Annotated in this window: 26 protein-coding genes and 2 pseudogenes; 13 read left to right on the forward strand and 15 right to left on the reverse strand. The window is 56.0% G+C overall.

Annotation, left to right across the window (positions count from 1 at the left end; all coding sequences use genetic code 11):
* Positions 1-13: 13 nt before the first annotated feature.
* The 4 genes from ACW9IN_RS03555 (at position 14) to ACW9IN_RS03570 (ending at position 4,229) form a co-directional block, all read left to right on the forward strand.
* Positions 14-1,042, forward strand: a complete 1,029-nt coding sequence (locus ACW9IN_RS03555; protein ID WP_457364571.1) for a methionine synthase — start codon at positions 14-16, stop codon at positions 1,040-1,042.
* A 113-nt stretch (positions 1,043-1,155) separates the two neighbouring features.
* The gene (locus ACW9IN_RS03560; protein WP_457364572.1) at positions 1,156-1,662 is read left to right on the forward strand and encodes a flavin reductase family protein; all 507 of its coding nucleotides are present in this window, start codon (positions 1,156-1,158) and stop codon (positions 1,660-1,662) included.
* Between the two features lie 167 nt (positions 1,663-1,829).
* Entirely contained in the window at positions 1,830-2,744 is a 915-nt protein-coding gene (locus ACW9IN_RS03565) for an alpha/beta fold hydrolase (protein WP_457364573.1), read from the forward strand.
* A gap of 843 nt (positions 2,745-3,587) precedes the next feature.
* Positions 3,588-4,229, forward strand: coding sequence for an ankyrin repeat domain-containing protein (locus tag ACW9IN_RS03570; RefSeq protein ID WP_457364574.1), 642 nt, complete (start codon positions 3,588-3,590; stop codon positions 4,227-4,229).
* A 134-nt stretch (positions 4,230-4,363) separates the two neighbouring features.
* Here the strand turns inward: ACW9IN_RS03570 and ACW9IN_RS03575 are convergent, their stop codons facing one another.
* From ACW9IN_RS03575 to ACW9IN_RS03600, 6 genes and pseudogenes are all read right to left on the reverse strand, one after another.
* The gene (locus ACW9IN_RS03575) at positions 4,364-4,498 is read right to left on the reverse strand and encodes a transposase (protein WP_457364575.1); all 135 of its coding nucleotides are present in this window, start codon (positions 4,496-4,498) and stop codon (positions 4,364-4,366) included.
* A 507-nt stretch (positions 4,499-5,005) separates the two neighbouring features.
* A complete protein-coding gene (locus ACW9IN_RS03580; protein WP_457364576.1) occupies positions 5,006-5,599 on the reverse strand; it encodes a hypothetical protein in 594 nt (197 codons plus the stop codon).
* Positions 5,600-5,719: 120 nt separating this feature from the next.
* The gene (locus tag ACW9IN_RS03585) at positions 5,720-6,796 is read right to left on the reverse strand and encodes a hypothetical protein (RefSeq protein WP_457364577.1); all 1,077 of its coding nucleotides are present in this window, start codon (positions 6,794-6,796) and stop codon (positions 5,720-5,722) included.
* A gap of 112 nt (positions 6,797-6,908) precedes the next feature.
* A pseudogene (locus tag ACW9IN_RS03590) lies at positions 6,909-7,073 on the reverse strand (Y-family DNA polymerase); the annotation flags it as partial.
* 413 nt (positions 7,074-7,486) lie between these two features.
* Entirely contained in the window at positions 7,487-9,055 is a 1,569-nt protein-coding gene (locus ACW9IN_RS03595) for a hypothetical protein (RefSeq protein ID WP_457364578.1), read from the reverse strand.
* A 359-nt stretch (positions 9,056-9,414) separates the two neighbouring features.
* A pseudogene (locus tag ACW9IN_RS03600) lies at positions 9,415-9,546 on the reverse strand (site-specific integrase); the annotation flags it as partial.
* Positions 9,547-9,648: 102 nt separating this feature from the next.
* On the opposite strand from ACW9IN_RS03600, the gene dusA reads away from it, so the two are divergent.
* On the forward strand, positions 9,649-10,668 hold the full coding sequence (dusA, locus tag ACW9IN_RS03605; RefSeq protein WP_457364579.1) for a tRNA dihydrouridine(20/20a) synthase DusA: 1,020 nt from the start codon (positions 9,649-9,651) through the stop codon (positions 10,666-10,668).
* Between the two features lie 44 nt (positions 10,669-10,712).
* On the opposite strand, the gene ACW9IN_RS03610 is transcribed toward dusA, so the two are convergent.
* The gene (locus ACW9IN_RS03610; protein ID WP_457364580.1) at positions 10,713-11,459 is read right to left on the reverse strand and encodes a hypothetical protein; all 747 of its coding nucleotides are present in this window, start codon (positions 11,457-11,459) and stop codon (positions 10,713-10,715) included.
* Between the two features lie 416 nt (positions 11,460-11,875).
* On the opposite strand from ACW9IN_RS03610, the gene tal reads away from it, so the two are divergent.
* The gene (tal, locus tag ACW9IN_RS03615) at positions 11,876-12,802 is read left to right on the forward strand and encodes a transaldolase (RefSeq protein ID WP_457364581.1); all 927 of its coding nucleotides are present in this window, start codon (positions 11,876-11,878) and stop codon (positions 12,800-12,802) included.
* Between the two features lie 99 nt (positions 12,803-12,901).
* Here tal and rssC read toward each other — a convergent pair whose 3' ends face one another.
* Positions 12,902-13,384, reverse strand: a complete 483-nt coding sequence (gene rssC, locus ACW9IN_RS03620; RefSeq protein WP_003172602.1) for an anti-sigma factor antagonist RssC — start codon at positions 13,382-13,384, stop codon at positions 12,902-12,904.
* On the reverse strand, positions 13,384-14,565 hold the full coding sequence (rssB, locus tag ACW9IN_RS03625; protein WP_457364582.1) for a two-component system response regulator RssB: 1,182 nt from the start codon (positions 14,563-14,565) through the stop codon (positions 13,384-13,386). Before rssB ends, rssC begins: the two co-directional genes overlap by 1 nt.
* Before the next feature lie 277 nt (positions 14,566-14,842).
* Here rssB and ACW9IN_RS03630 point away from each other — a divergent pair, with 277 nt between their 5' ends.
* Positions 14,843-15,139 (forward strand): PilZ domain-containing protein, encoded by a 297-nt coding sequence (locus tag ACW9IN_RS03630; protein ID WP_457364583.1) that lies wholly within the window; start codon positions 14,843-14,845, stop codon positions 15,137-15,139.
* Positions 15,140-15,202: 63 nt separating this feature from the next.
* On the opposite strand, the gene ACW9IN_RS03635 is transcribed toward ACW9IN_RS03630, so the two are convergent.
* A complete protein-coding gene (locus tag ACW9IN_RS03635) occupies positions 15,203-15,841 on the reverse strand; it encodes an MlaA family lipoprotein (RefSeq protein ID WP_457364746.1) in 639 nt (212 codons plus the stop codon).
* Between the two features lie 248 nt (positions 15,842-16,089).
* Between ACW9IN_RS03635 and ACW9IN_RS03640 the strand changes: the two genes are divergently transcribed.
* The gene (locus tag ACW9IN_RS03640; protein ID WP_457364584.1) at positions 16,090-16,698 is read left to right on the forward strand and encodes an HAD family phosphatase; all 609 of its coding nucleotides are present in this window, start codon (positions 16,090-16,092) and stop codon (positions 16,696-16,698) included.
* Positions 16,699-16,808: 110 nt separating this feature from the next.
* Positions 16,809-17,075 carry a DUF4404 family protein gene (locus ACW9IN_RS03645; RefSeq protein ID WP_457364585.1) on the forward strand — a complete coding sequence of 89 codons (267 nt, stop codon included), beginning with the start codon at positions 16,809-16,811 and terminating at the stop codon, positions 17,073-17,075.
* Between the two features lie 137 nt (positions 17,076-17,212).
* Here the strand turns inward: ACW9IN_RS03645 and queF are convergent, their stop codons facing one another.
* On the reverse strand, positions 17,213-18,043 hold the full coding sequence (gene queF, locus ACW9IN_RS03650; protein WP_457364586.1) for an NADPH-dependent 7-cyano-7-deazaguanine reductase QueF: 831 nt from the start codon (positions 18,041-18,043) through the stop codon (positions 17,213-17,215).
* Between the two features lie 69 nt (positions 18,044-18,112).
* Positions 18,113-18,634 carry a copper-resistant cuproprotein CopI gene (copI, locus tag ACW9IN_RS03655; RefSeq protein ID WP_457364587.1) on the reverse strand — a complete coding sequence of 174 codons (522 nt, stop codon included), beginning with the start codon at positions 18,632-18,634 and terminating at the stop codon, positions 18,113-18,115.
* 157 nt (positions 18,635-18,791) lie between these two features.
* Between copI and ACW9IN_RS03660 the strand changes: the two genes are divergently transcribed.
* Together ACW9IN_RS03660 and ACW9IN_RS03665 are read left to right on the forward strand one after the other, a co-directional pair.
* Positions 18,792-19,472: a heavy metal response regulator transcription factor gene (locus ACW9IN_RS03660; RefSeq protein ID WP_457364588.1), complete on the forward strand. Its 681-nt coding sequence runs from the start codon at positions 18,792-18,794 to the stop codon at positions 19,470-19,472.
* On the forward strand, positions 19,469-20,818 hold the full coding sequence (locus tag ACW9IN_RS03665; RefSeq protein ID WP_457364589.1) for a heavy metal sensor histidine kinase: 1,350 nt from the start codon (positions 19,469-19,471) through the stop codon (positions 20,816-20,818). The genes ACW9IN_RS03660 and ACW9IN_RS03665 overlap by 4 nt, the downstream gene beginning before the upstream one ends.
* A 56-nt stretch (positions 20,819-20,874) precedes the next feature.
* On the opposite strand, the gene ACW9IN_RS03670 is transcribed toward ACW9IN_RS03665, so the two are convergent.
* Genes ACW9IN_RS03670 through ACW9IN_RS03680 form a run of 3 tightly spaced genes read right to left on the reverse strand, consistent with a single transcriptional unit; the run spans position 20,875 to position 24,119 of the window.
* Positions 20,875-22,119, reverse strand: coding sequence for a lipoprotein-releasing ABC transporter permease subunit (locus ACW9IN_RS03670; RefSeq protein ID WP_457364590.1), 1,245 nt, complete (start codon positions 22,117-22,119; stop codon positions 20,875-20,877).
* A gap of 58 nt (positions 22,120-22,177) precedes the next feature.
* Complete coding sequence (gene lolD, locus ACW9IN_RS03675) at positions 22,178-22,861, reverse strand: lipoprotein-releasing ABC transporter ATP-binding protein LolD (RefSeq protein WP_457364591.1); 684 nt, start codon at positions 22,859-22,861, stop codon at positions 22,178-22,180.
* Positions 22,862-22,868: 7 nt separating this feature from the next.
* Positions 22,869-24,119 carry a lipoprotein-releasing ABC transporter permease subunit gene (locus ACW9IN_RS03680; RefSeq protein WP_457364592.1) on the reverse strand — a complete coding sequence of 417 codons (1,251 nt, stop codon included), beginning with the start codon at positions 24,117-24,119 and terminating at the stop codon, positions 22,869-22,871.
* Between the two features lie 94 nt (positions 24,120-24,213).
* Here ACW9IN_RS03680 and ACW9IN_RS03685 point away from each other — a divergent pair, with 94 nt between their 5' ends.
* Both ACW9IN_RS03685 and ACW9IN_RS03690 read left to right on the forward strand, forming a co-directional pair.
* The gene (locus tag ACW9IN_RS03685; RefSeq protein WP_457364593.1) at positions 24,214-24,798 is read left to right on the forward strand and encodes a PilZ domain-containing protein; all 585 of its coding nucleotides are present in this window, start codon (positions 24,214-24,216) and stop codon (positions 24,796-24,798) included.
* Between the two features lie 44 nt (positions 24,799-24,842).
* Positions 24,843-25,565 carry a glycerophosphodiester phosphodiesterase gene (locus ACW9IN_RS03690; protein ID WP_457364594.1) on the forward strand — a complete coding sequence of 241 codons (723 nt, stop codon included), beginning with the start codon at positions 24,843-24,845 and terminating at the stop codon, positions 25,563-25,565.
* Positions 25,566-25,578 lie beyond the last annotated feature (13 nt).

Raw genomic sequence — 25,578 nt, forward strand, 5'->3', positions numbered from 1 at the left:
AAGGTTATCTCTTATGAAAAAACTGTTACCCACTTCAACTGCCGGCAGCCTCCCCAAACCATCCTGGCTGGCACAACCGGAAACCCTTTGGTCACCCTGGAAATTGCAAGACGACGCCTTGATTGAAGGCAAGCAGGATGCCTTGCGTTTGTCATTGCAGGAACAACAACACGCCGGTATTAATATCGTCAGCGACGGTGAACAAACTCGCCAGCATTTCGTCACCACGTTTATTGAACACCTCAGCGGCGTTGATTTCGAAAAACGTGAAACCGTCAGAATTCGTGATCGCTACGATGCGAGCGTACCGACTGTGGTAGGCGCTGTTGCCCGCCAGAAACCGGTGTTTGTGGAAGATGCCAAGTTCTTGCGTCAGCAAACCCAACAGCCCATAAAATGGGCGCTGCCGGGTCCCATGACGATGATCGATACGCTCTATGACAACCACTATAAGAGCCGCGAAAAACTGGCGTGGGAATTCGCCAAGATCCTCAATGAGGAAGCCAGGGAGCTCGAGGCAGCCGGCGTGGATATCATCCAATTCGACGAGCCCGCCTTTAACGTGTTCTTTGATGAGGTAAATGATTGGGGCGTTGCCACCCTGGAAAGGGCCATCGAAGGCCTTAAATGCGAAACCGCGGTGCATATTTGCTACGGTTATGGCATCAAGGCCAACACGGATTGGAAAAAGACCCTGGGGTCAGAGTGGCGGCAATACGAAGAAGCCTTCCCCAAACTGCAAAAATCCAGCATCGATATCATTTCGCTGGAATGCCACAACTCGCATGTGCCCATGGACCTCATTGAGCTCATTCGTGGCAAAAAAGTAATGGTCGGCGCCATCGATGTGGCGAGCGATACCATTGAAACGCCCGAGGAAGTGGCCGCTACGTTGCGCAAGGCACTTCAGTTTGTAGACGCCGACAAACTCTACCCTTGCACCAACTGCGGCATGGCTCCGCTGTCTCGCCGCGTGGCCAGGGGCAAGCTGAATGCATTGAGTGCCGGTGCAGAAATCGTCCGAAGAGAACTTTCGAACTAGTGCAGCACTGACATCGGAGCAGGCATTGGCGCCGTTTGAATCAACCAGATCATTACGCTGCGCCATGCCCGCCTCACTGGTGTCGAGTCGCGAACACCATTCAGGACTTACTTATGTCACGTCCCCATACCGCTATCGAGCCATTGAGCTTTCGCGAAGCTCTCGGACACTACGCATCCGGTATCACAGTGATTACATCGCACATTGATGACGAGCCGATTGGTTTCACTTGCCAATCGTTCTATAGCGTGTCGATGAGCCCGCCACTGGTGTCATTCAGCGTAATGTCCAGCTCGGCCAGTTATCCCAAGATTCGCCAGGCCGGTCGATTCGTCGTCAACATCCTCTCGGGTGAACAGGTCAGGATTTCCAACCAGTTCGCCCGCAAAGGGACAGACAAGTGGCAGGACGTCGAGTGGCAGAAGTCGCCGCTGGGCAATCCGATCATTGCCGGCAGCCTGCACTGGCTTGATTGCGAAATTCACGCCGAACATGTTGCCGGCGACCATCTGATCGTGATCGGCGAAGTGAAAGCGCTCAACGTGCAAGAAGGCCCTGCTACGCAGCCGTTGCTGTATTTCAAAGGGCAATATTGCAACCTTGCCGATAACGCTGCCTGAGCGTTTGCTCCCAGGCCTCAAAACACCGCGCGCCCTCTGTCTCTTCGACCAAAGAGCATTTACCCGCCCTACGGAAAACCACCAGTCAGGAATAGATTTCCCTCTCAGGCGTCTCCCTAGTGCTAATCAAGTACGTTACTTTTTTCTTGAACTCTAGGTAAATGCTCATGAACTTCTCGCTGTTCAACACCCCCTTCATCACCCTGCGCACGACCCTCCTTCATGCCGGCTTACTCGCCGGCCTTTTAGCGGGAGGCACTGCCCATGCAGCAGCCAATCAATGGGAGATCCTGCCACCCACGCCAAAAAATTCAGCCTTGTTTAAAACAGCGGATGTCAATGGAATAAAGTTGGCCTATTCCATCAGCGGCGAGGGTTATCCACTGGTCATACTTCACGGTGGACCTGCCAATTCGGACTACCTGGCTAACCAGGCAGCATTGCTTTCCAAACACTTTAAAGTCATTTCCGTAGACACCCGCGGGCACGGTCGTAGCTCCCAGGGCGAACAGCCCCTCGGCTATGACTTGTTTGCCGACGACGTCGCAGTCCTGATGACCCAACTCGGGGTGGCCAAGGCCAACTTTCTGGGCTGGAGCGATGGCGGCATTACCGCTCTGGACCTGGCCATGCGCTATCCACTTAAAGTTGACCGCGTCGTCGCCTTTGGCGCAAACGTTGATACCGCTGGAACATTCACCGGCGCCGATAAAAAACCGGCCTTCGCGCAAATGCTGAAACGCGCCCCGCAGGAATATGCAACGCTGTCCCCAACCCCCAAGGGGTTTGAACAGTTGAATGCTCAGCTGACGCTGATGTACAGCACCCAGCCGGATTGGACTGAAGCACAACTGAAAACCATCAAAGCCCCCGTGCTGGTCGTTGACGGCGAGCATGACGAGGCTATCCGCCCAGAACATACTCGCTACATTGCCAATACCCTCCCCAATGCGTCGCTGGCATTTATTCCAGGCACCAGCCACTTCGCGTTCCTGCAAAATCCCCAGGCATTCAACACGCTCGTGACAAACTTTTTGCAAAGCGATCCAGCGACAAGCATTGGGCATGCGCTCGTGAAATAACGACAACGCCCCATCCTACAGCCGCCCTGCTTATGCAACGTAGGCAGGGCACTACCAAGGCATTGCACCGGTCTGCACCGGCAAAGCGTGTTTTCAGGCGAACGCCTGGGTCTCTTGTTAGAATTGCGCCCCTGTTCTGAAAGTGATCGCTGTATCACACCGACTCGCCCCAAAACACGTTGAGTAAAATGCCAGATAAACAAAGCTTTAGCCCAGCAGAATCAAGCCCCGCACTGTCTCGGCGCTTTAGCGTTGCACCTATGATGGATTGGACGCAGGTCTCCCTTTAGCTCCCTGAATTACTACTCAAAAAACACTTGGGCGCTGCTCTTGTAGCAAACTTTAAGCAACCATCGACTTGCCTGACCGGTAGCGCCTCAAAGCATTTTTAAGGTAACTGTCAGCGGGGAACTCTATGGCAAGACACAGGAAAGGTTTGGACCCGAGGCTACACCACCGTGAATGTGGGCTCTCACTAAGGAACAATGCGATGAAGCTTTGCATCCCCACATTTTTCGCCTGTCTGACTTTCACCACCAGCGCAAGCGCTGCAACATCACCGCTTCCCGCTCAGATACTCTGTACACCCGATGAACATCACCGCGTGGGCATTCAGAAACTCGACCTGCCGGGATCTGCGGCTCATTTGCTCGAGTACGGCGGCACACATAGGTGTTTCAGGAGTACAAGCAAAAGCTGAGGGTTCTGGATTGGAACGTGCAGCGATAGTATCTGGCCATCTATTTCAGCGCCGGGTGCATGATGACAAGTGTTTTTGTTATACGGATTCCTGGGTGGAGAACTTTCGTTTTCACTGTTCCAGAACACTGGAATTCTTACCATTTGAACCATTGGTTTCGCCGAACCATTCGCTCTCGACTTTTTCAAGAGATCGAACTGGGCAATGACCAAGCTGCATTGCAATTGGCGCGGCCGTGGAGGTTGCGTTATCTGCGTGGCGAATGGGGAGAAACCGCTCTCAGTTGTGCAATTGGCTACAAGCAATCCGCCTTGGCTGTGGAGCTAGTGCGACGTGGCGGTATGTATGCCGAGGATGGCGCGTTGGCGAAAGCAGCGATGAATGGTGACCTGATGGTGGTCGAAGCGCTATTATCGGCTGGTAAGCATCCGGACGAGCCCATCAAGGACCCGATTTTTCTTGGACTGACGCCCTTGATGTGGGCGACCAACAGACGTCACCCCGAGATCATGGAGCGCCTGCTGCAGGCGGGAGCCGATATTCATGCTGTCGACCGTCAAGGGCATTCAGCGGCAAGACATGTGACCGATTTGGGCGGTACTTCTCTGGAAGCACTGAAGGTGTTGCTGCGCCACCAACCCGAAATCCTATGGACCGAGATGTGGAGCGGAATCGATGTCCTGAATGCCGTACGACATTATCGGGACAACCGGGATCCGGATGCTCTGCAGTTCATGACGCGCAAGTTTCCCGAGCTGGATATGGATGAGTACCTGAAGACCTAGGGTTCTGAACTTTATTTAGCGGGCTGCCTAACGTCGTACCGCCTAGACGCGATGACTTGATTGTAATGGGTAGGTTAACCTGGGCGCCTCGCAACTGCCCACCTTAGCGAAATGGTGCGCCTGCGCCGTAGCACCTACCGTACGTGGACGAGGTTTGCGTTGAGGCTATGGCCGAGTGCGATGCTGGCAATAGAAGCGCCGGGCTGGGCACACTCTTGAATGACCTGGGCTTTGAAGGATTTTGAATAGGAACGGCGTGTTGGCTGCATGAAATACCCGCTTAATAGGTTAGAACTGGTGCCCACTTAAATTTTAAGTGCACATCATGTCTTGGCCTTGCGAGGCTGGGTAGATGACTTGGCCGGACGCATACGAACTGGGTGCCATTCACTCCTTTGCCAGATGATGCAAGGTGCTCAAGAAATGAGTCGCGTCATAACGCCATCAAGGCACACCCTGATTGTGTAAGAGTATGTACAGGTTTTTTGCTAGATAAGGAGGTAGTCAGACCCGCCACATTAAAATGGCTGCACCAGACACACTAAAGCCGGGTTATCCACGGCTTGTATTTTGGTGGGCCCAAGTGGAGTTGAACCGTGCACCAAAGGATATGAGGCCGAGTTAAACCGCCGTAAACATTGGTCGCCGCCAGCAAAGTCAACAGTCTCAGACCGTGCCTGTGGTATGTGTAGAAATTAAACATACCTAAATTGGAGGGGCTTTGGACGGATCAATGACTGCATTGCTCATTGCTGAACAGGCAGCGTGGTCGCCCCTCAAAATGTAGCGCGCATCTTGTCAATTTCTTCCATTCTTTCCAGTTTGGATATTAAGTCTTGCTTTGGGTCGTAATACTTAGGCCGTTCAGGTGGTGGGATTTTGTATCTCTCACAGAGAGATTCGATTTGTCCGATTGCTCTTAACCCTAGCTTTGACAGGTTTTCATCCCGGTACTGGTAATACTCTTCGTAGTCAGGTGGGGAAGACTGGTCCCCGACAGACTCCAGGCCTTCTTTGATCGCGTTGAGTCGATTGGGCATCGACATGATGTCGTACATAAGCTGGGTCGGTAGTACCCGATAGTCGCCGCCTTTAGGAAGCGCGAATTCAGGGTTTTGCACCGTGCTATGGGTGTAGCCCTGGTCATCCGTGAAAAGTGGATCGTGTACCGCGTTGTAACAATCGGCTACAAGCTTATCTAGGACAAGTACCAGCCGAATGCCAAGGTGCTGAGCTTCGATTTCTTGCTTTTTGGATGAGAGGCGCGACTCCTTCACCCATCCCAAAGCAAATAGGATCAAAGAGCCGGTCGTTGCGATGAGACCTCCAAGAGCAACCTTCCCAACGTCACTAGCAAAAAATTCCCACATTGATCTATCCCTATCTGAGTTTCGGTTATTCAAAACTGTGAAAAGTCCGTAGTTCACCACTGCTACCAACCGCTTGTTTAGGGATCAGAAGAGTTCAAGTAACCACCCAATGTTTACCACTCAAGTGCCGCCCGCTTCATTTCTTGCAGGCACCTTTTTCATCTTCTCAAGCACTCCGGCCAATGAGTCGAACATTTGAACCATGTGATTAATATCAGCCGTTTTCGTATTTAATGCCTCAGGCCATTTGATCTCTTCCGACAGCACCTTCAAAATCTGCGCCTTCGACTCGACCATATCCTCGGAGCCTTCACCAGCAAACTCCCTAACTGCATAATAGGATAACAAGTAACGATCAAAAACAGATTTAACTTTCATAAACTGAATAGAGGAATCTATGAAACTTCGATACTGCTTAAGAAACCATGCCGCCAAAAATTCAACCACTAGGAATGTCAACGAGCATGACACCACCCCAAAAACCAACTGCTTATCAACACCCCACATATGAGCAATTAGCTGCCAAACAAATATTGAAGCGACATAAAAGTAGATACCCCTACGCAGATACATTGCCCCAGTATCAAGTAGTTTAGAAGCCTTCTTTTCCGAAAGCTCTATATGCCTATCAAGAGACTTCGTAATTGCCTGAATGTAACTTTCAACAGAGGTAACATCCCGAAGATCTTGCTGTGAATCGACAACATCAACCTTAGAGCTTTCGTCCGATAGTTCGACCCCTTTCGATTTTGCAGTATGAAGAAGGTGCTTTAACTCAAGAATTTGTGACTCAAACTTTATATTACTAGCACGTTCATCTAGCTCTACAAAGCTCGTTGACGATTTCCGTTTTGGACTTGCGTTTTCGCGATATTGCACATAACAAAGGAACACCCCTATCGCCAGCCCTAAAATGGCAATAACGACCTTATAATCTATAGACTTCAGAGTTTCCCTCGACAACTCAATCGTAAAATCAGTTGGCATAACTAAGAAAAATATTGTAAGACACGCAGCTATAATCGCAGCAAAAAAAATCTCCAGCCTCGAATAACCATTCTTTTTCTTAATTAGAACATTGGGTTCCCATGTATAAACGACATCCCGTGGGGCTTTCTCAAAACTTCCAGACGCCTCCGTTATACGGCCAAATTCATCTATATAAACTCCATTAGGCTCACTATTCCGATAATCCATTCAGTAACCTCCCCCAACACAACAATACGAATAATTATTAAAAACAACTTTTTTGCGCATTTTTTGCACAGCCACTACAATCGCGCGCCATGAATTTTGATCAGGGCAGACCCTGCAGGCGTTTCGCGGTGTGGTTTGCCAGCTTCGCCAAGGTCTTTGTGTGAGTGATACCAATACCGACCGGGATACCAGTGCAGCGAAGCACTTGGGTCCGAATCTGCTGGCCTAAAGCGTCCAGCTCACCGATACCGGTCAAATCAGCGAAAGCCTCGTCGATCTAAAGGAAAGATGTCAACCCATGGACATGAGTGAAACCCGCGCCGACTCTAGTTTTCCGCTGAATACACCATGGCCATGGACATCCCCCTGTGAAGGGCTTTCAGAGTCTAATTTGTCCATACCGAAATCTGCTGTTGACCGCGGACAGCACAGCTCGTTGCCTAGTGGAATCATTCGTGACAGGCAGTTTTCGGCCAAAAGCCGCCGGTCGGGTCAGGCGACTTCCGACCCGCTTCCGTCATTCAGAACTGGCTAATTGGCAAAAGTCAGACAATTGAGCGCGTCTATGAAATCAGGGGCGATTCACCTGCGCCAGCGTCACCTTCCGAGGACTCCTCGAAATTGCTTTCGCTCCAGCAAAAGCAATGGCCGGTGTCAGCGATTTGTTAGTAAGTAGCCCCAGTATTAGAACTATTCCTTTTTTATTTTGTTAACGAACCAGATGGGAACCGCAAAAATTCCAACCACGAATGATGCGATCGCGAATGCAGCCAAACCGGTAAACCAGTCTGCCCAACCGGAATATACTGCTTTGAGAAACGGCTGAATGACTAAGTCAGCCAGCCCCGCAGCACCAACGAACCCAAACACGCCCGCCAGCCACCGATCCACACGAGACCTCAACTTTTCGTACCTAAAGCGACGTTCATCCAAGTGCCACCTTGCCTGCTCCTTACCGGATGCAACCAGGTTCATTGTCCCTGCGGCACTCATCAAGTATTCCAGAGCCTCTGTGATTTCTCCCGAGTGGCTTGATTGGTGGATTACGGTGTCTGCGATTGCTAGGGTTTCGTACGCATAAACAAGACGCTCATCCGAAAGTGGCGAGCTCGCGATCGCGCATGCTCGGGCAATACGCATGTTGTGGTACTCAAAGTGCTCAGCCCTCGCTTGATTCTCCATCAAATGAGCCCGAGTGTTTGCATCCCGCCAAGCATCTTCATGTGCATTGCATGGCCGCATCCAAGTCCAGAGCAATAGCGCTCTGTTGCCGTGAAAACAATAATCATCGAAAGGACGTAAATCAGGTGGTAGCGGCGGTGGACTGTCAACTTCAGGGGAGCGCATCAGAATTCGTGAAATCGAGGGCCCGTATTTTTCGAAGAGTTCATTTTTGCATTTGGGCTGGTTTACAAATCGCATTAGTGAGATTGATGGACGGCCTTGCCATAACTGGACTCCCGCCGTTACCTTGTTTTTTTTATTACTCCTCACTACTACTTGTGAGGCGATGGCGTTTATGTAGATGGATCGGCATAGGTCAATTGTTGCTTCCCATTCCGCATCTTCTTCGGAACCGGCGATTTGGTGCAGAATCCATGATTCTCCGTGCAAGTTGAAAACTCGCCCTTCCGCGCAGAGGGACTCATCAAGTACCGCTTTAGCTCTTCGGCGCATTTCTTTAACGAGCTTACGGGTTTTTCGGTCAACAATGTTCTGGCCACCAATTGAAATTTCACCCTCGAAGGCGCCGGGCAGAAGTTGCTCTCCATCAATTCGCTGAAGCTCTGCTTCAACCCAAATGCGATCGAAGTAACATTGAAACAAGTTGACGATATTTTGAATGAAGTCTTTTTCACTGATATTGTCCCACTTGGAGTCGAATTGAAAGCTAATAGACATAATGCCGTCAGAATAAATTTTGAGCCATGGATAGATGGGTAGGCTCAAGTCGTCGCGCTCAAGAATTAAAGGCGATAGAGCTGCTCGCAGATATAGCGGTATTTGTTTAGCCTCTGCGCTTTCAATGCGCCGCTCATGGAAGGACAACTCCAGACAAAGGGTTAGATCCCCTACAGTTTTCTTTGGCAAGGCTTCGCTGAACCTAACTGTCCAATGACTATCCCATTGACGTCCTTGCGGTTGAAGCCATTCGAGCTGGATATCATCATTCTCATCAAGGTAAATGGCCTTTAGGTCCGAAAAACAAACGGTCCTGACTAAGCCAGACTTGAGCAGCTTTTTGGCTGTTTTGAGCAAGTCTACCTCTGTGACATCCAGCCCTACTGTGTAGTTATAGAAACAATTCACTTGTTGTACTAGCAGGTCGCTTGTGTGTGACGTCACAGCAGGTCCTCCATGATTTAAACGAATTATGCATTATAGAATGGTAATTGAAATAAATGGCCAAACTCACCCTTCCCATTCGAGAGGGGAACGATTTGGCCGTACTCTTCTTAATGCCTGGATATAGTAAGTTTTCGCGCACGGACACCTTCGAAATAATATTAATGCCAGGCTATCTCCAGCGACCCCAATAGTTAACTCCAGAGAGTAGAGAACAGGTTTCAGCAGATGGCACCTGGCTGGGCCAGCTCGGCCTCCCGTCGCTTGATTCAGGCCTGGGCGACCTGCTTACGGTCGAAGGTTTGGCTTTCCTGATAAACTGTCTTGCCATCCCGATTGATCCGTATCTGCGCCGTGTAGGCTGTCGAGTTGTCCTTGCGCTTACGTGCTGTGATCGTGCCCATTTCCAGTTGCTACATTGCCGAATTCGATCACTCCAATGTAGCAACCGACTCTAGAAAACAAGGGAAAACGGGTAAAAACCGCTGTATAAAAGATCAGTACTAATGAATTCCGAAAAAGCCGTATCTCCAGTAAACGCTAGCCCTTTACGCTCAGAGCCGTCACGCCGGTTCAGCGTTGCACCTATGATGGATTGGACGGACAGACATTGCCGGTACTTCCTGCGCCTGCTGTCCAAACACGCCCTGCTCTATACCGAGATGGTCACCACCGGCGCGATCCTGCATGGCGATCATGAGCGTTTTCTGCGTCATGACGAAGCCGAACACCCGTTGGCGTTGCAGTTGGGCGGCAGTGTTCCGGCGGACTTGGCGGCGTGCGCCCGCATGGCCGAGGTCGCGGGGTACGATGAGGTGAACCTGAACGTCGGCTGCCCCAGTGATCGGGTGCAGAACAATATGATCGGCGCGATTCTGATGGCGCACCCTGCCCTGGTGGCAGATTGCGTGAAGGCGATGCGCGATGCGGTGTCGATTCCAGTGACGGTGAAGCATCGCATCGGGATCAATGGGCGGGACAGTTATGCCGAGCTCTGCGATTTCGTTGGGCAGGTGAAGGACGCCGGCTGCACGAGTTTCACCGTACACGCGCGGATTGCGATTCTGGAAGGGCTGTCGCCCAAGGAAAACCGTGACATTCCGCCGTTGCGTTATGACGTGGCGGCGCAATTGAAGCGGGATTTCCCTGAACTGGAGATTAACCTCAACGGTGGCATCAAGACCTTGGAGCAGTGCCATGAGCACCTGCAGACGTTTGATGGGGTGATGCTGGGCCGCGAGGCTTATCACAATCCGTATTTGCTGGCGCATGTGGATCAACAGTTGTTTGGCAGCACACAGCCAGTCATTGGCCGGGCAGAGGCGCTGGCGCAGTTACGCCCCTATATTGCCGAGCATTTGGCCACCGGCGGAACCATGCACCACATTACGCGGCATGTGCTGGGGCTGGGCACCGGTTTCCCGGGAGCACGCAAGTTCAGGCAGTTGTTGTCGGTGGATATTCATAAGGCCAGCGACCCACTGGAATTGCTCGACAAGGCCGCTGCATTGCTGGAAGGGCGTTGAGAACGAGGGCGCGACTAAGTTGTCGGCCCTCGCTAATACCTTACTTAGTGCTCCGGCACTGTTCCGTTGGACACCGCTATCCATTGTTGAGTATTCCGGTCATATCGTTTCCACGTATGCTCACTTCTGAGTTTTCGATACAGCGTGTCAAACGTTTTACCACCCAGAATTTGAACTTGAACTTCACCCTTTGCTGTTTTGCAGTCGACCAACCCAAGAATGGGTGAATCCGGATTGACCTGAAGCGCATACACAGCGTCTCCGAATGTACCGGTGGTGGCGTAATCCAGGGCAAAACTCACAAACTGGCTTTGCGGCGTGTCGCTGGATTGTAGCGCGAGCAAGCGCATGGTTGTGTAGATGGCACTGGCAAGACCCGGAGTCTGTAAGTCAGGTCCGTCCCTCAACCAGAAATCTGCGGCGGTGTGGCCGTCGCGTATATACCTTTGCACTTCGTTCTGGGCCTTGGAGTAGATCACGCCCTCCTTCAGCTTGCTGACATGCCAATTGTTGGTGTTCGCACCTTCATACGCTCGATAGACCCAGGTATCAGGTGCCGTCACTCTGGCGTAAGTGATCTTGTCCCCGTAGCTTGAGGTCAGCTCCTTTTCCTTTTCGAGAGTACGAGTGCCTATGGGGCTGGCGGCCTTGGCTGCATCAATGTTTTTACGCATTTCCTCATTGTCGTAACAGCCTTGGGAAAGTGCCTGCTTTACCGTGACATCTGCCAACACCGTTGTTGAACATAGAAAACCCACGACGGCGAATAATGTTGCTGCATTCCGTTTCATCACATTTCTCCTGCACTTGGCAATACGCGAACAAATAGAGTTGAATGAACAGGCAACACGCACTTCGCCGCGGACAGTTAAGTCATCAGAGTTTTTATCGGCCTACATGGCGTCTGCGAATCAGGTATAGCACAGGCAACAACAGGAACAACTCAATCAACTAAAAATAAAATTTTTCACATTATCCAAACAGCAGCGTTCTCCTTATTAATTAATGCTCGCGCAATAACCTCGTCTGCCAACCTCAATCACATTGAACCTGTCAGCCATTTGGACCTCTTATTTACCAGCAAGGCCGGTCATTCAAACAGCTGTTTTCAGGTTGTTGCCCTCGCAAACGATCGAACGCATTTGCGCCCTTGAGCGCCTGTCGGCGCTCGGGTAATGTCACCAGACCCACAGGACAGAGCACGCCCATGACTTCCAAGCTGGAACAACTCAAGCAGTTCACTACCGTCGTAGCCGATACCGGCGATTTCTCCACCCTCGCCAAGCTCAAGCCACAAGACGCCACTACCAACCCTTCCCTGTTGCTCAAGGCAGCATCGATTCCGGCCTACGCCAAGCTGCTGGATGAAAGCGTGCAGGACTGCAACGGTGACGTAGGCCTGGCCAGCGACCGCTTTGCGGTAGCGGTGGGCCAAGAGATCCTCAAAGTGGTGCCGGGCCGTATTTCCACTGAGGTAGATGCCCGTCTTTCGTTTGACGAAGCTGCCATTCTCAAACGTGCGCACCGTCTGATCGACCTGTATGAAAAAGCCGGGGTTGGCCGTGATCGCGTGCTGATCAAGATCGCCTCCACCTGGGAAGGCATCCGCGCCGCAGAGAAGCTGGAAAAAGAAGGCATCCAGACCAACCTGACCCTGCTGTTCTCATTCGCCCAGGCCGTGGCCTGTGCCGAAGCCGGGGTGTACCTGATTTCGCCGTTCGTGGGCCGCATCTACGACTGGTACAAGAAGGCCAACGGCAACGACTACAGTGGCGCCGATGATCCGGGTGTACAGTCAGTGACACGCATCTACAACTACTACAAAGCCAATGGTTACAAGACCGTGGTGATGGGCGCGAGCTTCCGTAACCTGAGCCAGATCGAAGAACTGGCCGGCTGCGACCGTCTGACCATCAGCCCGGACTTGCTGGAAAAGCTGGCATCCGACGAGGGCAAGTTGGAGCGCAAGCTGTCGCCAGGGCATGCGGGTGAAGCGCGGGTGCATCTGACTGAAGCGCAGTTCCGCTGGCTGTCCAACGAGGATCCGATGGCAACCGAGAAGCTGGCCGAAGGTATTCGTCAGTTTGCGCGCGACCAAGAGAAGCTTGAGGCGTTGTTGACTGCCAAGCTGTAAGACAGAAGGCGGCAAAAAAGGGCGGCACCTTTGCGGGTGCCGCCCTTTTTTATTCGCTGACCTGAAGCCCTGCGCCGCTGCTACAAGGGCAGCGTTCCGTCAGTGGCGCTCGAGGGCGTTCACGAGGTCGTGAAACGCTTCACGATTGGACTCGTTCAAGCCCATCAGGATCTTGTGCGCTTCCAGCACCTTGACCCGTACCACTTCCTCGGACTGGTCCTGGGACGGCAGATCGGTCAGGCACTCCGGGCAGGGAATCGGACGATCAACGATGTTGAACACCTGATCGAAACCCATGGACTGCAACAGACGGGTGATGTCTTCGTGGGTGGTGACAACCGTTGGCAACAGGCCGACCTTCTGCCGCGACAGAATGGACAACTTGGCCAACAAGCCAAGGGTGGTGCTATCGATGCTGCGGGTTTCGGTCAGATCGATCACGATCGCCGAGAAATTCAGCGCAGTGAAAATCCGCTCAATCGTCGCATCCAGCGCCGAACACAAGGTCAGGCGCACTTCACCGACAAACTTCAGGACGAAAGTCCCGTCTTGCTCGGCGAACTGGATTCTTCCGGTACTCATCAAAGATTCCTGCTCAACACCAATAGGGCGATATCATCCGGCATCTCCCCCAGCGTGGCCAATCCAAAAACCTGCCGCAGGCCATCCAGGCTGCCGCCCGCTGCCTTGACCTTTTGGGGCAAGGCGGCTTCTTTCTCTTTGAGTGTAGGCTCTGGAAGCAGATCCAGGATGCCATCAGACATCAGCGTAAGGCTGAACGTCGGGGGCAGCTCCAGAATGTGGTCTTCGTAGGTCGCCTCATTGAACAGGCCCACGGGCAGACCACGCCCTTCCAGATAACGCACACTGTCAGGAGTGTACAAAACCGGCATCGGCAGGTGGCCGCCGATGCTGTAGGTCAAAAGACCGGTTTCTTCATCAATCACGCCGCCGACCATCGTTACGTGCTTGCCCAGCTTGCAGCTGATCAGGCCCCGGTTGATGTGGCCCAGCACCTCGGAGGGGGTAAACTCCGGCAAGGTGCCATTGCGCTTGGATTCAAACAGCAGCCGTGTCGTCATGAACTTCAACAGCACGGTCACAAAGGCGGATGAAGCACCGTGGCCGGAGACATCGGCCAGGTAGAACGCAACACGCCGCTCATCCACACGAAAATAATCGACAAAATCACCCGACAGGTACAACGACGGGATGATCTGGTGCGCAAACTTGAAATCGTCGATGGTCCAAGGGCTGACCGGCAGCATGTTCATCTGCACCTGGCGACCGGCGTTCTGGTCTTCCTGGAGCAGGTTCAGGCTGGCTTCGAGCTCGCGGTTGGCGGTTTCCAGCTTTTCGCGGTAGCGCTGGTTCTCCACCAGCAGGCGCGCACGGTCCAAGGCACGGCGCACCGAGTGCTCCAGCACCGCCAGGTCTTCCAGGGGTTTGATCAGGTAATCGGCGGCGCCCAGGCGCAGGGCCTCGACCGCATCGTTCATCACCCCGGCACCGGAGACAACAATCACCGGCGTCTGCGGGGCAAGATCGGTCACCTGGCGAATCAGCTCAAGGCCGCCCATCTGGGGCATGCGCAGATCGCAGATCACGAGATCGGGCTGGTCGCGCTCGAACACTTGGAGACCCAGCTGGCCATTACTGGCCTGCAGGACGCTGAAGCCACTGTCTTCCAAATAGGCCGCGAGGCTCGCGCGCACTACTTCGTCGTCATCGATTATCAGCAGCGTGGCACTGGTTTTTTGCATGTGGGCAAACGGCGCCAGAATTAGGTTGGCGTAGGCAGCTCGACAATGGCCGGGCTCGCACTACTGGATTCGCTTTCTAGCCTCTCTGTCCTACAAAGCATTGGGATCTTACCCATGCACAACCGTAAAGCAGAGGTGCCCTTCTAAGGCGCAGACGGTACTCCCATCCGCCAGGGGTTTCAAGCTCATGCCGATGGTCGCCGAGCGTCTTTACACCGCAAATCACCGAGAGTTATAAGAACAGCCACCACCACAACACAAAGTAAGGATGGAACCTGTGAGCGAACGTGAGCGCGACTACGCTGAAAAACGCGATTTCATCAGCATGCGCGTGGATGCCGATGTGTCGTTGATCCATGCCGGGCAAGAGATTGCCGGGGTGTGCCTGGACCTTTCCAGCTCCGGCATGCAGGTGCAGGCGCCTCGCCAGTTCAACGTCGGCGACCGTCTGGTCGTGCGCATCGATTCGGAACACGCGGCGCTCAAGGGTCTGGAGGCCGACACTGAAGTGGTGTGGACCAAAACCGTTGGGGATGACCAGCACCTGGGCCTCAAGATACTGAAAATGCACTGAAAACCACGCATAAAAAAGGCGATCACAATCGGATCGCCTTTTTTCATTTCAAAACATCACGACTTAAAAGTCGTCGACCACCTTGCCGTCCTTGACCTTGAACTCGCGGTTCTGCAGGTAAGCGTTGCGGATGAAGGTGTATTTGTCGCCAGTGATCAGCTTCTCGCTGTCGAGCAGGCTGGCACGGGTATCAACGATGTTCAGCCCGAACGTGCTGTTGCGCCAGCCGATATCGTTCATGTAACGGTAGGGCTGGGTGTAGCTGTCCACGTACTTGGACGGCGCGTCACGCAGGGTGCTTGGGCCCAGCAGCGGCAGCATCACGTAAGGGCCACTGCCTACGCCCCAGTAGCCGAGGGTCTGGCCAAAATCTTCGTCGTTGCGCACCAGCCCCATTTTGGTGCCGACATCAATGAAACCCAACACACCGAAGGTGGTGTTCATCAGCAAGCGCGCGGTATCGACGCCCGCCGCGTGCGGCTTGAGTTGCAGCAGGTCGTTGGCCAGGTTGCCTACGTCACCGATATTGCGGAAGAAGTTATGCACGCCATCCTGCATGAACTGCGGAGTCACGAACTGATAACCCTGGGCCAGCGGCTTGAGCGCGTAGGTATCAACGGTGTCGTTGAAGGTGAAGATCGGCCGGTTGACGCTTTCCCACGGGTCATCTTCCGACGCAGCCTGAGCGGCGAACGGCGCCATGAGGATAGTGGCGCACACCGACAGCTGAGCGAAATATTGGCTCCAGCGCATAGCTTTGGCTCCTTGAATAATCTGTCATGGGCGCTATGCCCTGAATAAGGCCGTCAGTATATGACGGAAGTGTCCATTTAGGCAGCAAGCAGGAAACGTCACACGCCAAATGCACAAAATTCCTACAATTTGATCAGCAATGTCATCCGCTTGTCATCCCACATCGATAGCGTCACAGCTATTTCAGGGATGTCCTAATGCCTCACGCCGAGATTGCCATCGCCAGCCCCCCCGCCTTGACTGCCGTGTTGTTTGGCCTGAGTGGCTGCCTCGTGGATTTCGGCTCCCAGGCCCGTAGCGACACGCCCGCTTCCAGTTCCCTGGCCACGCCGGGCGCGCTGAAGATTCTGCGCAGCCTCAAGGAGCGCGGCGTGCCCTGCGCCTGGCTGGATGAGCTGCCCCCCGCCGTCACCACGCCTTTGTCCGCCGCCCTGCCGACCTGGGTGAACGCCACACAACCCTCCTCGATCCGCTGGCCGGCGCCCCATGCATGTTGGCAGGCCTTGATGGAACTCAACATCGAACGCCTGGAAGGCTGCGTGCTGATCAGTGGAGAGCCGCGCTTGCTGCAATCCGGACTCAACGCCGGGCTGTGGACCATCGGGCTCGCGTCCTGCGGTTCGTTGTGCGGCATGGCGCCCGAAGCCTGGCAGGCACTCACCGAGCAGCAACGCGAGCACAAACGCGCGAAAGCCACCGTGGCACTGTACGGGTTGGGCGTGCACTCGGTGATCGATCACCTCGGCGAGCTCGACACCTGCCTGGCTGACATCAGTCTGCGCCGGCTCAAAGGCGAGAAGCCCTGATCGAGGTCATGCACAGTCGGCGCCGGTGGATTAATCTACAGGTCAGCCCGTAGACCTTTCACGGCGCGCCGTGGTCTATGCCAGTGCCTATCGATAAAAGGAAATACGCCATGCCTGATCGCAAAAAGCTGGAAGAACAGGTCGAGATCCTGCGCGGGCAGTTGGAACAGGAACCGCCGCTGCCAGAAGAAAAACGTGAAGCACTGGAAGCCTTGATTGCCAAGTTTGAATTGCAGCTTGAACTTGAGCCGGCTACTCAAACACCGAGTATTTCCGATGATGTGAATCAAGCCGCCATCGAGTTCGACACTGACCACCCGGTGATTTCCGGGACATTGCGCAACATTCTGATCACCTTGGGCAACATCGGGATCTGATCTAAATCCCAGACCAAATGCACGACCCAATGTGGGGGGCTGGCTTGCCTGCGATAGCGATTATTCAGTCACCCATTTGATGACTGACACACCGACATCGCAGGCAAGCCAGCTCCCACATTTGATTTGTGTGATAGTTACTGGCGAGCCAGACGCACATTCTGGAACGCCACATCCTCAGTGCTGCGGTACGGGTTGATGTCCAGCCCGCCCCGGCGCACATACCGCGCATACACCGTCAACTTTTCGGGCTTGAGCAACCGCTGCAGGTCGAGAAAGATCCGCTCCACGCACTGCTCATGGAAATCCGAGTGCTGGCGAAAGCTCACGATGTATTCGAGCAGGCTGGCGTGATCCAGCGCAGGGCCACGGTACTCCACCACCACGCTGCCCCAATCCGGCTGGCTGGTCACCGGGCAGTTGGATTTGAGCAGGTGGCTGTGCACGCTCTCCTCCACAACACGCGACTGATCACAACGCAGCAGTTCCGGGCGCGGATGCTCATAACTGCTGACGTTGATATCCAGGCCATCGATGCATACGCCCGGCAAAGCCATCACGCCCTCAGCCTCGATCTCGGCCAATGTACGAATACGCACGGTCACGGCCTTGCCGGCGGCGGCACTGAGATCTGTACGCAGGGTCGTTTCCAGGCTGGCCGTATCGGCAAACGCGGTCTGGTTCAACGAGTTGAGGTACAGCTTGAAGGACTTGGATTCGATGATATTCGGCGAATCGGCCGGGATGCTGAATTCGCCAATGGCCACCACCGGTTTACCCGAAGGCAACAGCCAGGACAACTCAAAGCAGTTCCAGAAATCCACGCCCTTGTATGGCAGCGTCTCGGCGCTCAGGCCCAGTCCGGCCCACTTGGCCGCGCGAGGGATCGGGAATAGCAACGACGGGGTGTACGTGGAGATGTATTCACTGGACTTGCCCAGCGGCGAATGTTCGGCTGCGGGATGCATGGCGGAAACCTGGCTAAATAAACCCCGGCAGTCTACCAGCCTTTGCCCCCGCGCCTAAACGCCACTGGATCAATCGACGCTTAGCTTGCCGACCATCCCCGCCTGATAATGCCCGGGAAGGTTGCAGGCAAACTCCAGGCCTGTGGCCTTGGCGAACGTCCAGGTCAGCTCGGCGGTTTTGCCGGGTTCCACCAGCACACTGTTGGGATCGTCGTGTTTCATGCCGCCCATATCGCCGTGACCCATGGCGCTGTGGTCCATCTTGCCCATGCCGGTAGCGGTGAGCATGCCGCTGGCCTGCATTTTCAGCATTTCTTTCTGGTGTTCGGCATGCATGGCCGCATCACCCAGATTGAATTCGTGAAGCAACTGCCCTTTATTCACCAGCACAAAACGCACCGTCTCGCCGGCCTTGACCTCCAGGGACTTGGGCGAGAAGGCAATGTCCTGCAGCGTCACTTCCACCGTGCGCGTGGCCTGGCTCGCCGGCGCCGGCTGGCCGAACGCGAAGGTGTGAGTCGCATCGGCGACCGCATCGAAACTCAGCGCCAGCAGGCAAGCAGCCAGCAACCCGGGTGTACGCAATGCCATCGTTCTTTCTCCAGAAATGTGGGATTCGCCTGGGCAGCACTCTAAGATTGCCCGGCTGCCAGCGAGCTGACTGCTAGATTACAACTTTGTCAGGTTGCACTCCCGTCCCGATGCCCACGGTATAAAGCCTGTCGTTACCTGTTGCCAAGAGCTGCCCATGAAACTGCTGATCGTCGAAGACCAACCCAAAACCGGCCATTACCTGCGCCAGGGCTTGGCCGAGGCGGGTTTTACCACCGAACTGGTGGCCGATGGCACCAGTGGCCAGCACCTGGCGTTGACCGGTGACTATGACCTGCTGATCCTCGATGTCATGCTGCCGGGCCGCGACGGCTGGCAGATTCTTCAGGCCGTGCGGGGTGCAGGTCTGGAAATTCCGGTGTTGTTCCTCACCGCACGGGACGCCGTCGAAGACCGCGTGCACGGCCTGGAGTTGGGTGCCGACGATTACCTGGTCAAACCTTTCGCGTTTTCCGAATTGCTGGCACGCGTGCGCAGCCTGTTGCGCCGTGGCAGTAGCGCCCCCCAGGAAACCGCCCTGCAACTGGCCGACCTGCGCCTGGACCTGATTCGCCGCCGCGTCGAACGAAGCGGCCAGCGCATCGACCTCACCGCCAAGGAGTTCTCTTTGCTGGAGCTGCTGTTGCGCCGTCAGGGCGAGGTGCTGCCTAAGTCGCTGATCGCCTCCCAGGTCTGGGACATGAACTTCGACAGCGACACCAACATCATCGAAGTGGCGGTCCGCCGTCTGCGTATCAAAGTCGACGATGGATTCCCCGACAAACTGATCCACACCGTACGCGGCATGGGGTATGTCCTGGAGGAGCGGTGCGATTGATCAAGCGCCTGTCCCTGGCCAGCCGCCTGGCGCTGCTGTTTGCCGCCTGCACTGCCGTGGTGTCCTTACTGGCGGGGGTGCTGTTCAACCGGGCCAGCGAGGCGCACTTCGTCGAGCTGGACCAACAGTTGCTCGATAGCAAGCTCGCGGCGCTGCGCATCACGCTGCAGGACGTCGACACGCTCCAGTCGTTCGCCCAGCGGGAAGCGCAACTGCAGGCCGAACTCAATCGCCAGCCCGACCTTGCGTTGCGCATCAGCGCTGATGGCCAGCGCTGGTATGACGCCGCCCCTGGTGTCACCTTGCCCGAGGCGAGCGGCCTGCACCGCCTGCAAAACGCCGGCACGGATTACCGGGTGTATAACGCCCCTTTGCTGCCGAACCAGCCGAACACCCCCCAACTGACGCTGATGCTCGATATCACCCATCACCAACACTTTCTGCAACGCATGCAACGCTTGATCTGGTTCACCGTCGGCCTCTCGGCCCTGGCCACCGCGCTGCTTGGTGCCTGGGCAGCGCGCAGCGGCCTGCGTCCGCTGCGGCGCATGGGGGAAGTGGCTGCCAACGTCTCGGCCCACTCCCTCACCCAACGCCTGCCCCACCAGCACATGCCAGCGGAACTGGCAGAACTCGCCCAAACGTTCAACGCCATGCTGGGGCGCCTGGATGACGCCTTTCAGCGCCTTTCGGCGTTCTCCGCCGATATCGCCCATGAACTGCGCACGCCGTTGTCGAACCTGCTGACCCAGACCCAGGTCATCCTCACCCAACCGCGCCCACTGGAGGATTATCGCGAGGCGCTGCATAGCAATCTGGAAGAACTGCAATGGATGGCGCAACTGGTCAACGACATGTTGTACCTGGCCAAGGCAGATCACGGTTTGCTGGTGCCCAGGCGCGAACCTCTGGCCTTGGCCGATGAAGTGGACGCCTTGCTGGAGTTCTTCGCACTGCTGGCGGAGGACGCGCAGGTCAGCCTGGTGCGCGAGGGCACTGCGCACACGACGGGGGATCGCGGCATGTTGCGCCGGGCGTTGTCGAATCTGCTGGATAACGCGCTACGGTTTACCCCGCCCGGTGGCGAAGTGCGTGTGCACATGGAAACCGGGGTGAGGCTATCGGTGGAAAACACCGGGGAAGGTGTTCCAGCAGAGCTGCTGCCGAGATTGTTCGATCGGTTCTACCGCGCGGACCCGGCGCGCCACGAGGGCAGCAGCGAGCATGCGGGGCTGGGGTTGGCGATTACCCAATCGATTGTGCGAGCGCATGGGGGGAGGATTTACTGTGAAGCGGGCAAGGGTTGGACCAGGTTTGTGATTGAGTTGCCAGCTCCCACATTTTGAGCTGTGAATACATTCAAATGTGGGAGCTGGCTTGCCTGCGATGGCGGCCTGAAGGCTTACGAATACCTGAGGGCGTGCGCCGGCTCGATCTTCGCCGCCCGATACGCCGGATACAGCGTCGCCAAAAAGCTCAACACGAACCCCGCCGTGCAAATCAGCAACACGTCACCACCCTGCAGTTCAGAAGGCAGGTTGCTGACGAAATACACGTCCGAACTGAAGATATGCTGCCCGGTCACACGCTCCACCCAGCCCACCAGCTCGCTCACGTTCAACGCCGCAATCACGCCCAACACGCCGCCAATCAAGGTGCCGACGATACCGATCACCGTGCCCTGCACCATGAAGATCGCCATGATCTGCCGCGGCGTGGCGCCGATGGTGCGCAAGATCGCAATGTCCGCCCCCTTGTCGTTCACCACCATGATCAGCGTAGCGATGATGTTGAATGCGGCCACGGCGACGATCATCAGCAACAGCAGGCCGATCATGGTCTTTTCCATCTTCATCGCGCTGAACAGACTGCCCTGGGTGTGGGTCCAGTCATCGGGTTTGTAGGATGCGCCCAGGCCACCGGCGATGTCCGACGATACCTTGGGCGCTGCGTACAAGTCTTTCACCGCCAGACGCACGCTTTGTACCTGGTTGGGCTGCCAATGCTGGATTTCTGCGGCATCGGCCATGTGGATCAGGGCCATGGAGCCATCCAACTCGGCACCGACCTTGAAGATACCCACCACGTTCAGGCGCTGCATGCGCGGAGTGATGCCGCCGGGGGCACTGCTGACTTCCGGCACGATCAGGGTCAGTTTGTCCCCGACGTTCAAGCGAAAACGCCGCGCGGTGATATCGCCGACTACCACGCCGAACTCACCGGGTTTCAGGTCTTCCAGTTTGCCCCGCACGATATGCTGCGCCACGATGGAAACCTTGCCTTCCTGGGCCGGGTCGACGCCGCTGATCTCGATCGGCTGCATGGCGCCTTTATAGGAAAACATGCCGTCCATTTGCGTGAAAGGCACCGCGGCGGTCACCTCCGGATTCTTCAGCGCAGCCTCCGCCACCGGCTGCCAGTTGTCGATCGGGTTCACGCCGACGATGGTCGCGTGGGGCACCATGCCGAGGATGCGCGAGCTCATTTCGCGCTGGAAGCCGTTCATCACCGAAAGCACCACGATCATCGCCAGCACGCCCAGGGCGAGGCCGATCATCGAGGTCATGGAGATGAACGAAACAAAACGGTTGCGGCGCTTGGCGCGGGTATAGCGCGTGCCGATGAAAATCGATAACGGTCTGAACATTCGCGGGCACCGTTGGAAAAATAGAAAACCCGGTGTCATGCACCGGGCTTGAAACAGGTCAGATGGCGACCAGATGACCTTCCTGCAGGTGCAGCACCCGGTCCATCTGATGGGCCATGCCCATGTCATGGGTCACCACCAGGAACGCCGTGCGCATCTGGGTACTCAGTTCCAGCATCAAGTCCTTGATGCCTTGGGCAGTGTGGGAGTCGAGGTTGCCGGTAGGCTCGTCGAGCATCACCAGGCCCGGGTTGTTCACCAGCGCACGGGCAATCGCCACACGCTGACGCTCGCCACCGGACAGTTCCGCCGGCTTGTGTTCCAGCCGATGGCCCAGGCCGACGCGCTCCAGCAGCGCCTTGGCACGCTGGCGCGCTTCAGGGATCGCGGTCTTGCCGATCAACAGCGGCATGCACACGTTTTCCAGGGCAGTGAATTCCGGCAGCAGGTGGTGGAACTGATACACGAACCCAAGCGAACGGTTACGCAGTTGGCCACGGGCCTTTTCACCCAATGCCGATAGCTCTTCACCGGCCAGCCATACGCTGCCCTGGGACGGCGTATCGAGGCCGCCCAACAGGTTCAGCAAGGTACTTTTGCCGGAGCCGGAACTGCCGACGATCGCCACGCGCTCGCCAGGGTGCAGTTCAAGTTGCAGGTTCGACAGCACGACCACCGACTCCGGGCCTTCCTCGTAGGATTTGCCCAGGTTGCGGCAGCTCAGGATTGCTTTTTCACTCATGCCCGATTCACTCATAACGTAAGGCCTGTGCGGGCTGGGTACGAGCCGCGCGCCAGGCTGGATACAGGGTGGCAAGGAAACTCAGGACCAACGCAGCGCCGCCCACCATCAACACGTCCGGGGCCTGCACCTGGGACGGCAAGTAGTCGATGAAGTAGACGTCGGCGTTGAGAAACTTGTGGCCGATCAGGGTTTCGAGGCCTGCAATGGCGGCACTCACATTCAGCGCGGCCAGAATGCCGACGGCGGTACCGATCAAGGTGCCGACCACGCCGATCACGGTGCCCTGCACCATGAAGATCGCCATGATCTGCCCCGGCGTGGCGCCCAGGGTGCGCAGAATCGCGATATCGCCCTTCTTGTCGTTCACCACCATCACCAGCGTGGAAATGATGTTGAAGGCTGCCACGGCGACGATCAGCAGCAACAGCAGGCCGATCATGGCTTTCTCCATGCGGATGGCCTGGTAGAGGTTGCCGTGGGTACGGGTCCAGTCGCGGGCGTAATACTGGCTGTCACCCAGGTGCTGGGCGATCTCCCACGAGGTACGCGGCGCGTCGAACAGGTCGTTGAACTTCAGGCGCAGGCCCTGCACCTGGTCTGGCTGCCAGCGGTGCAGGCGTGCCAGGTCGGTGAGGTTGGTCAGGCCGATGTAGCCGTCGATTTCGCCGGCGCCCACATGGAAGGTACCGACCACGGTGAAGCGCTTCATGCGCGGAAACATGCCCGCCGGGGTCACGGTGACTTCCGGCGCGACGAAGGTCAGCTTGTCGCCCAGGCCCACGCCAAGCTTGGCCGCCGCCTTGTCGCCGATCACGATACCGAACTCGCCGGGCGCCAGGTCATCGAGTTTGCCCGACAACATGAACTTGTCGATAATCGAGACGTTGCGCTCCTGGGCCGGGTCGATACCGTTGAGCAGGATCTTCTGCACCTTGCCGTCATTGGTCAACAGCCCCTGCATCTGGGTGAACGGCGCAACGGCCAACACCTTGGGGTTCTGCTTGACCTTGTCAGCCAGGCTTTGCCAGTCACCGATGGGCGCATCGCCCTCGATGGTCGCGTGGGGCACCATGCCCAGCACGCGGGTGCGCATCTCATGATCGAAGCCGTTCATCACCGAGAGCACCACGATCATCACGATCACGCCCAAAGCGAGCCCGATCATCGAGGTCAAGGAAATGAACGACACAAAATGATTGCGACGCTTTGCACGGGTATAACGCGTGCCGATAAATACGAAGAGAGGTCTGAACATGTCGGGGCTTGTTCGGAGGAAAAGAAGACGTCCCGGTGGCGGGGTCTGGTAAGCAGCTTTACACTCTGACCATTACCGTTACCTGGGGTTCGCCATGTCGACATTAGATGAAGAAGAACGCCGCGAATACTACCGTATCGACGACATGATCGCACTTCAAATCAAAAGCCTGTCGGCCCCCGAAGCAGCGAGCAAGGAAGTGTTGCTGGATGATTCACCACTGTTCAATCTGCTCAGCGAATTGCACCTGAGCGAATTCGAATCCCAACACTTGTTACGCCAGCTCAGCGAAAAGGATCGCACCCTCGCCGCCTTCCTGCGCGTGCAGAACAAACGCCTGGACCTGCTCAGCCAGATCATGGCGCGCGGCCTGCTGGATGAGGTCGGCGCCCCCCAACCGGTGATCATTTCCGAAGGCGGCCTCGACTTCCAACACCCCACTCCCCTGCCGACCGGCGCGCACCTGGCGGTCAAGCTGGTGCTGATGCCCCAGGCACTGGGCCTGCTGCTGCGCGCCCGCGTCACCCATTGCGACCCCAAGGGCACAGGCTTTGACGTAGGCACGGAATTCGAGTCCATGACCGATGCCCAACGCCAACTGCTGGCGCGCTATATCCTGCAGAAACAAGCCCAGGAACGACGCCTGGCGCGGGAACAGAGCGACGCCCAAGACACCTGAATACGTATTCATCCCGCCGGTACACCTGGCGTAAAGGAGCAACTGTGACCCTGATTTACGGCCATCGCGGCGCCAAAGGCGAAGCACCGGAAAACACCCTGACCAGCTTTCAGGAATGCCTCAAGCACGGCGTACGCCGCTGCGAGCTGGACTTGCACCTGTCCATGGACGGCGAACTGATGGTCATCCACGATCCGACCCTCAAGCGCACCGCCGACCGGCGCGGCAAGGTCGTCGAGTATTCGGCGGCGGACCTGGTGAAGATGGACGCGCGCAAAGGCGGCCCGGGTTGGGTCAAGCCGTGTCCGATCCCGCGCCTGGAAGAACTGTTCGAGCAATGCGACTTCGATCACTGGCAACTGGAAGTCAAAAGCGCTTCGCGCACTCGCGCGGCGACCACCGTGCTGGCGATCCGTGAAATGGCCGTACGCTTCGGCATCATGGACAAGGTCACTGTGACCTCGAGCTCGCGGGAAGTGTTGAAAGCCGCAGTTGAACTCACCCCCGACCTGTCACGCGGCCTGGTGGCCGAATACGCCTGGCTCGATCCGCTGAAGGTGGCGCAGAACTACGGCTGCGAGATTCTGGCGTTGAACTGGACGTTGTGCACCCCTGAACGCCTGGAAAAAGCCCAGCGCCAGGGTTTGCACGTGTCCGTATGGACAGTCAACGAACCCGCGCTGATGCGCAGGCTCGCCGACTTCGGCGTAGATAGCCTGATTACAGACTTTCCCGGTTTGGCCACTGCCACCCTCGGGAATTACTGAAATCGGTCTCCCC

The sequence above is a fragment of the Pseudomonas sp. SDO5271_S396 genome (assembly GCF_054071795.1).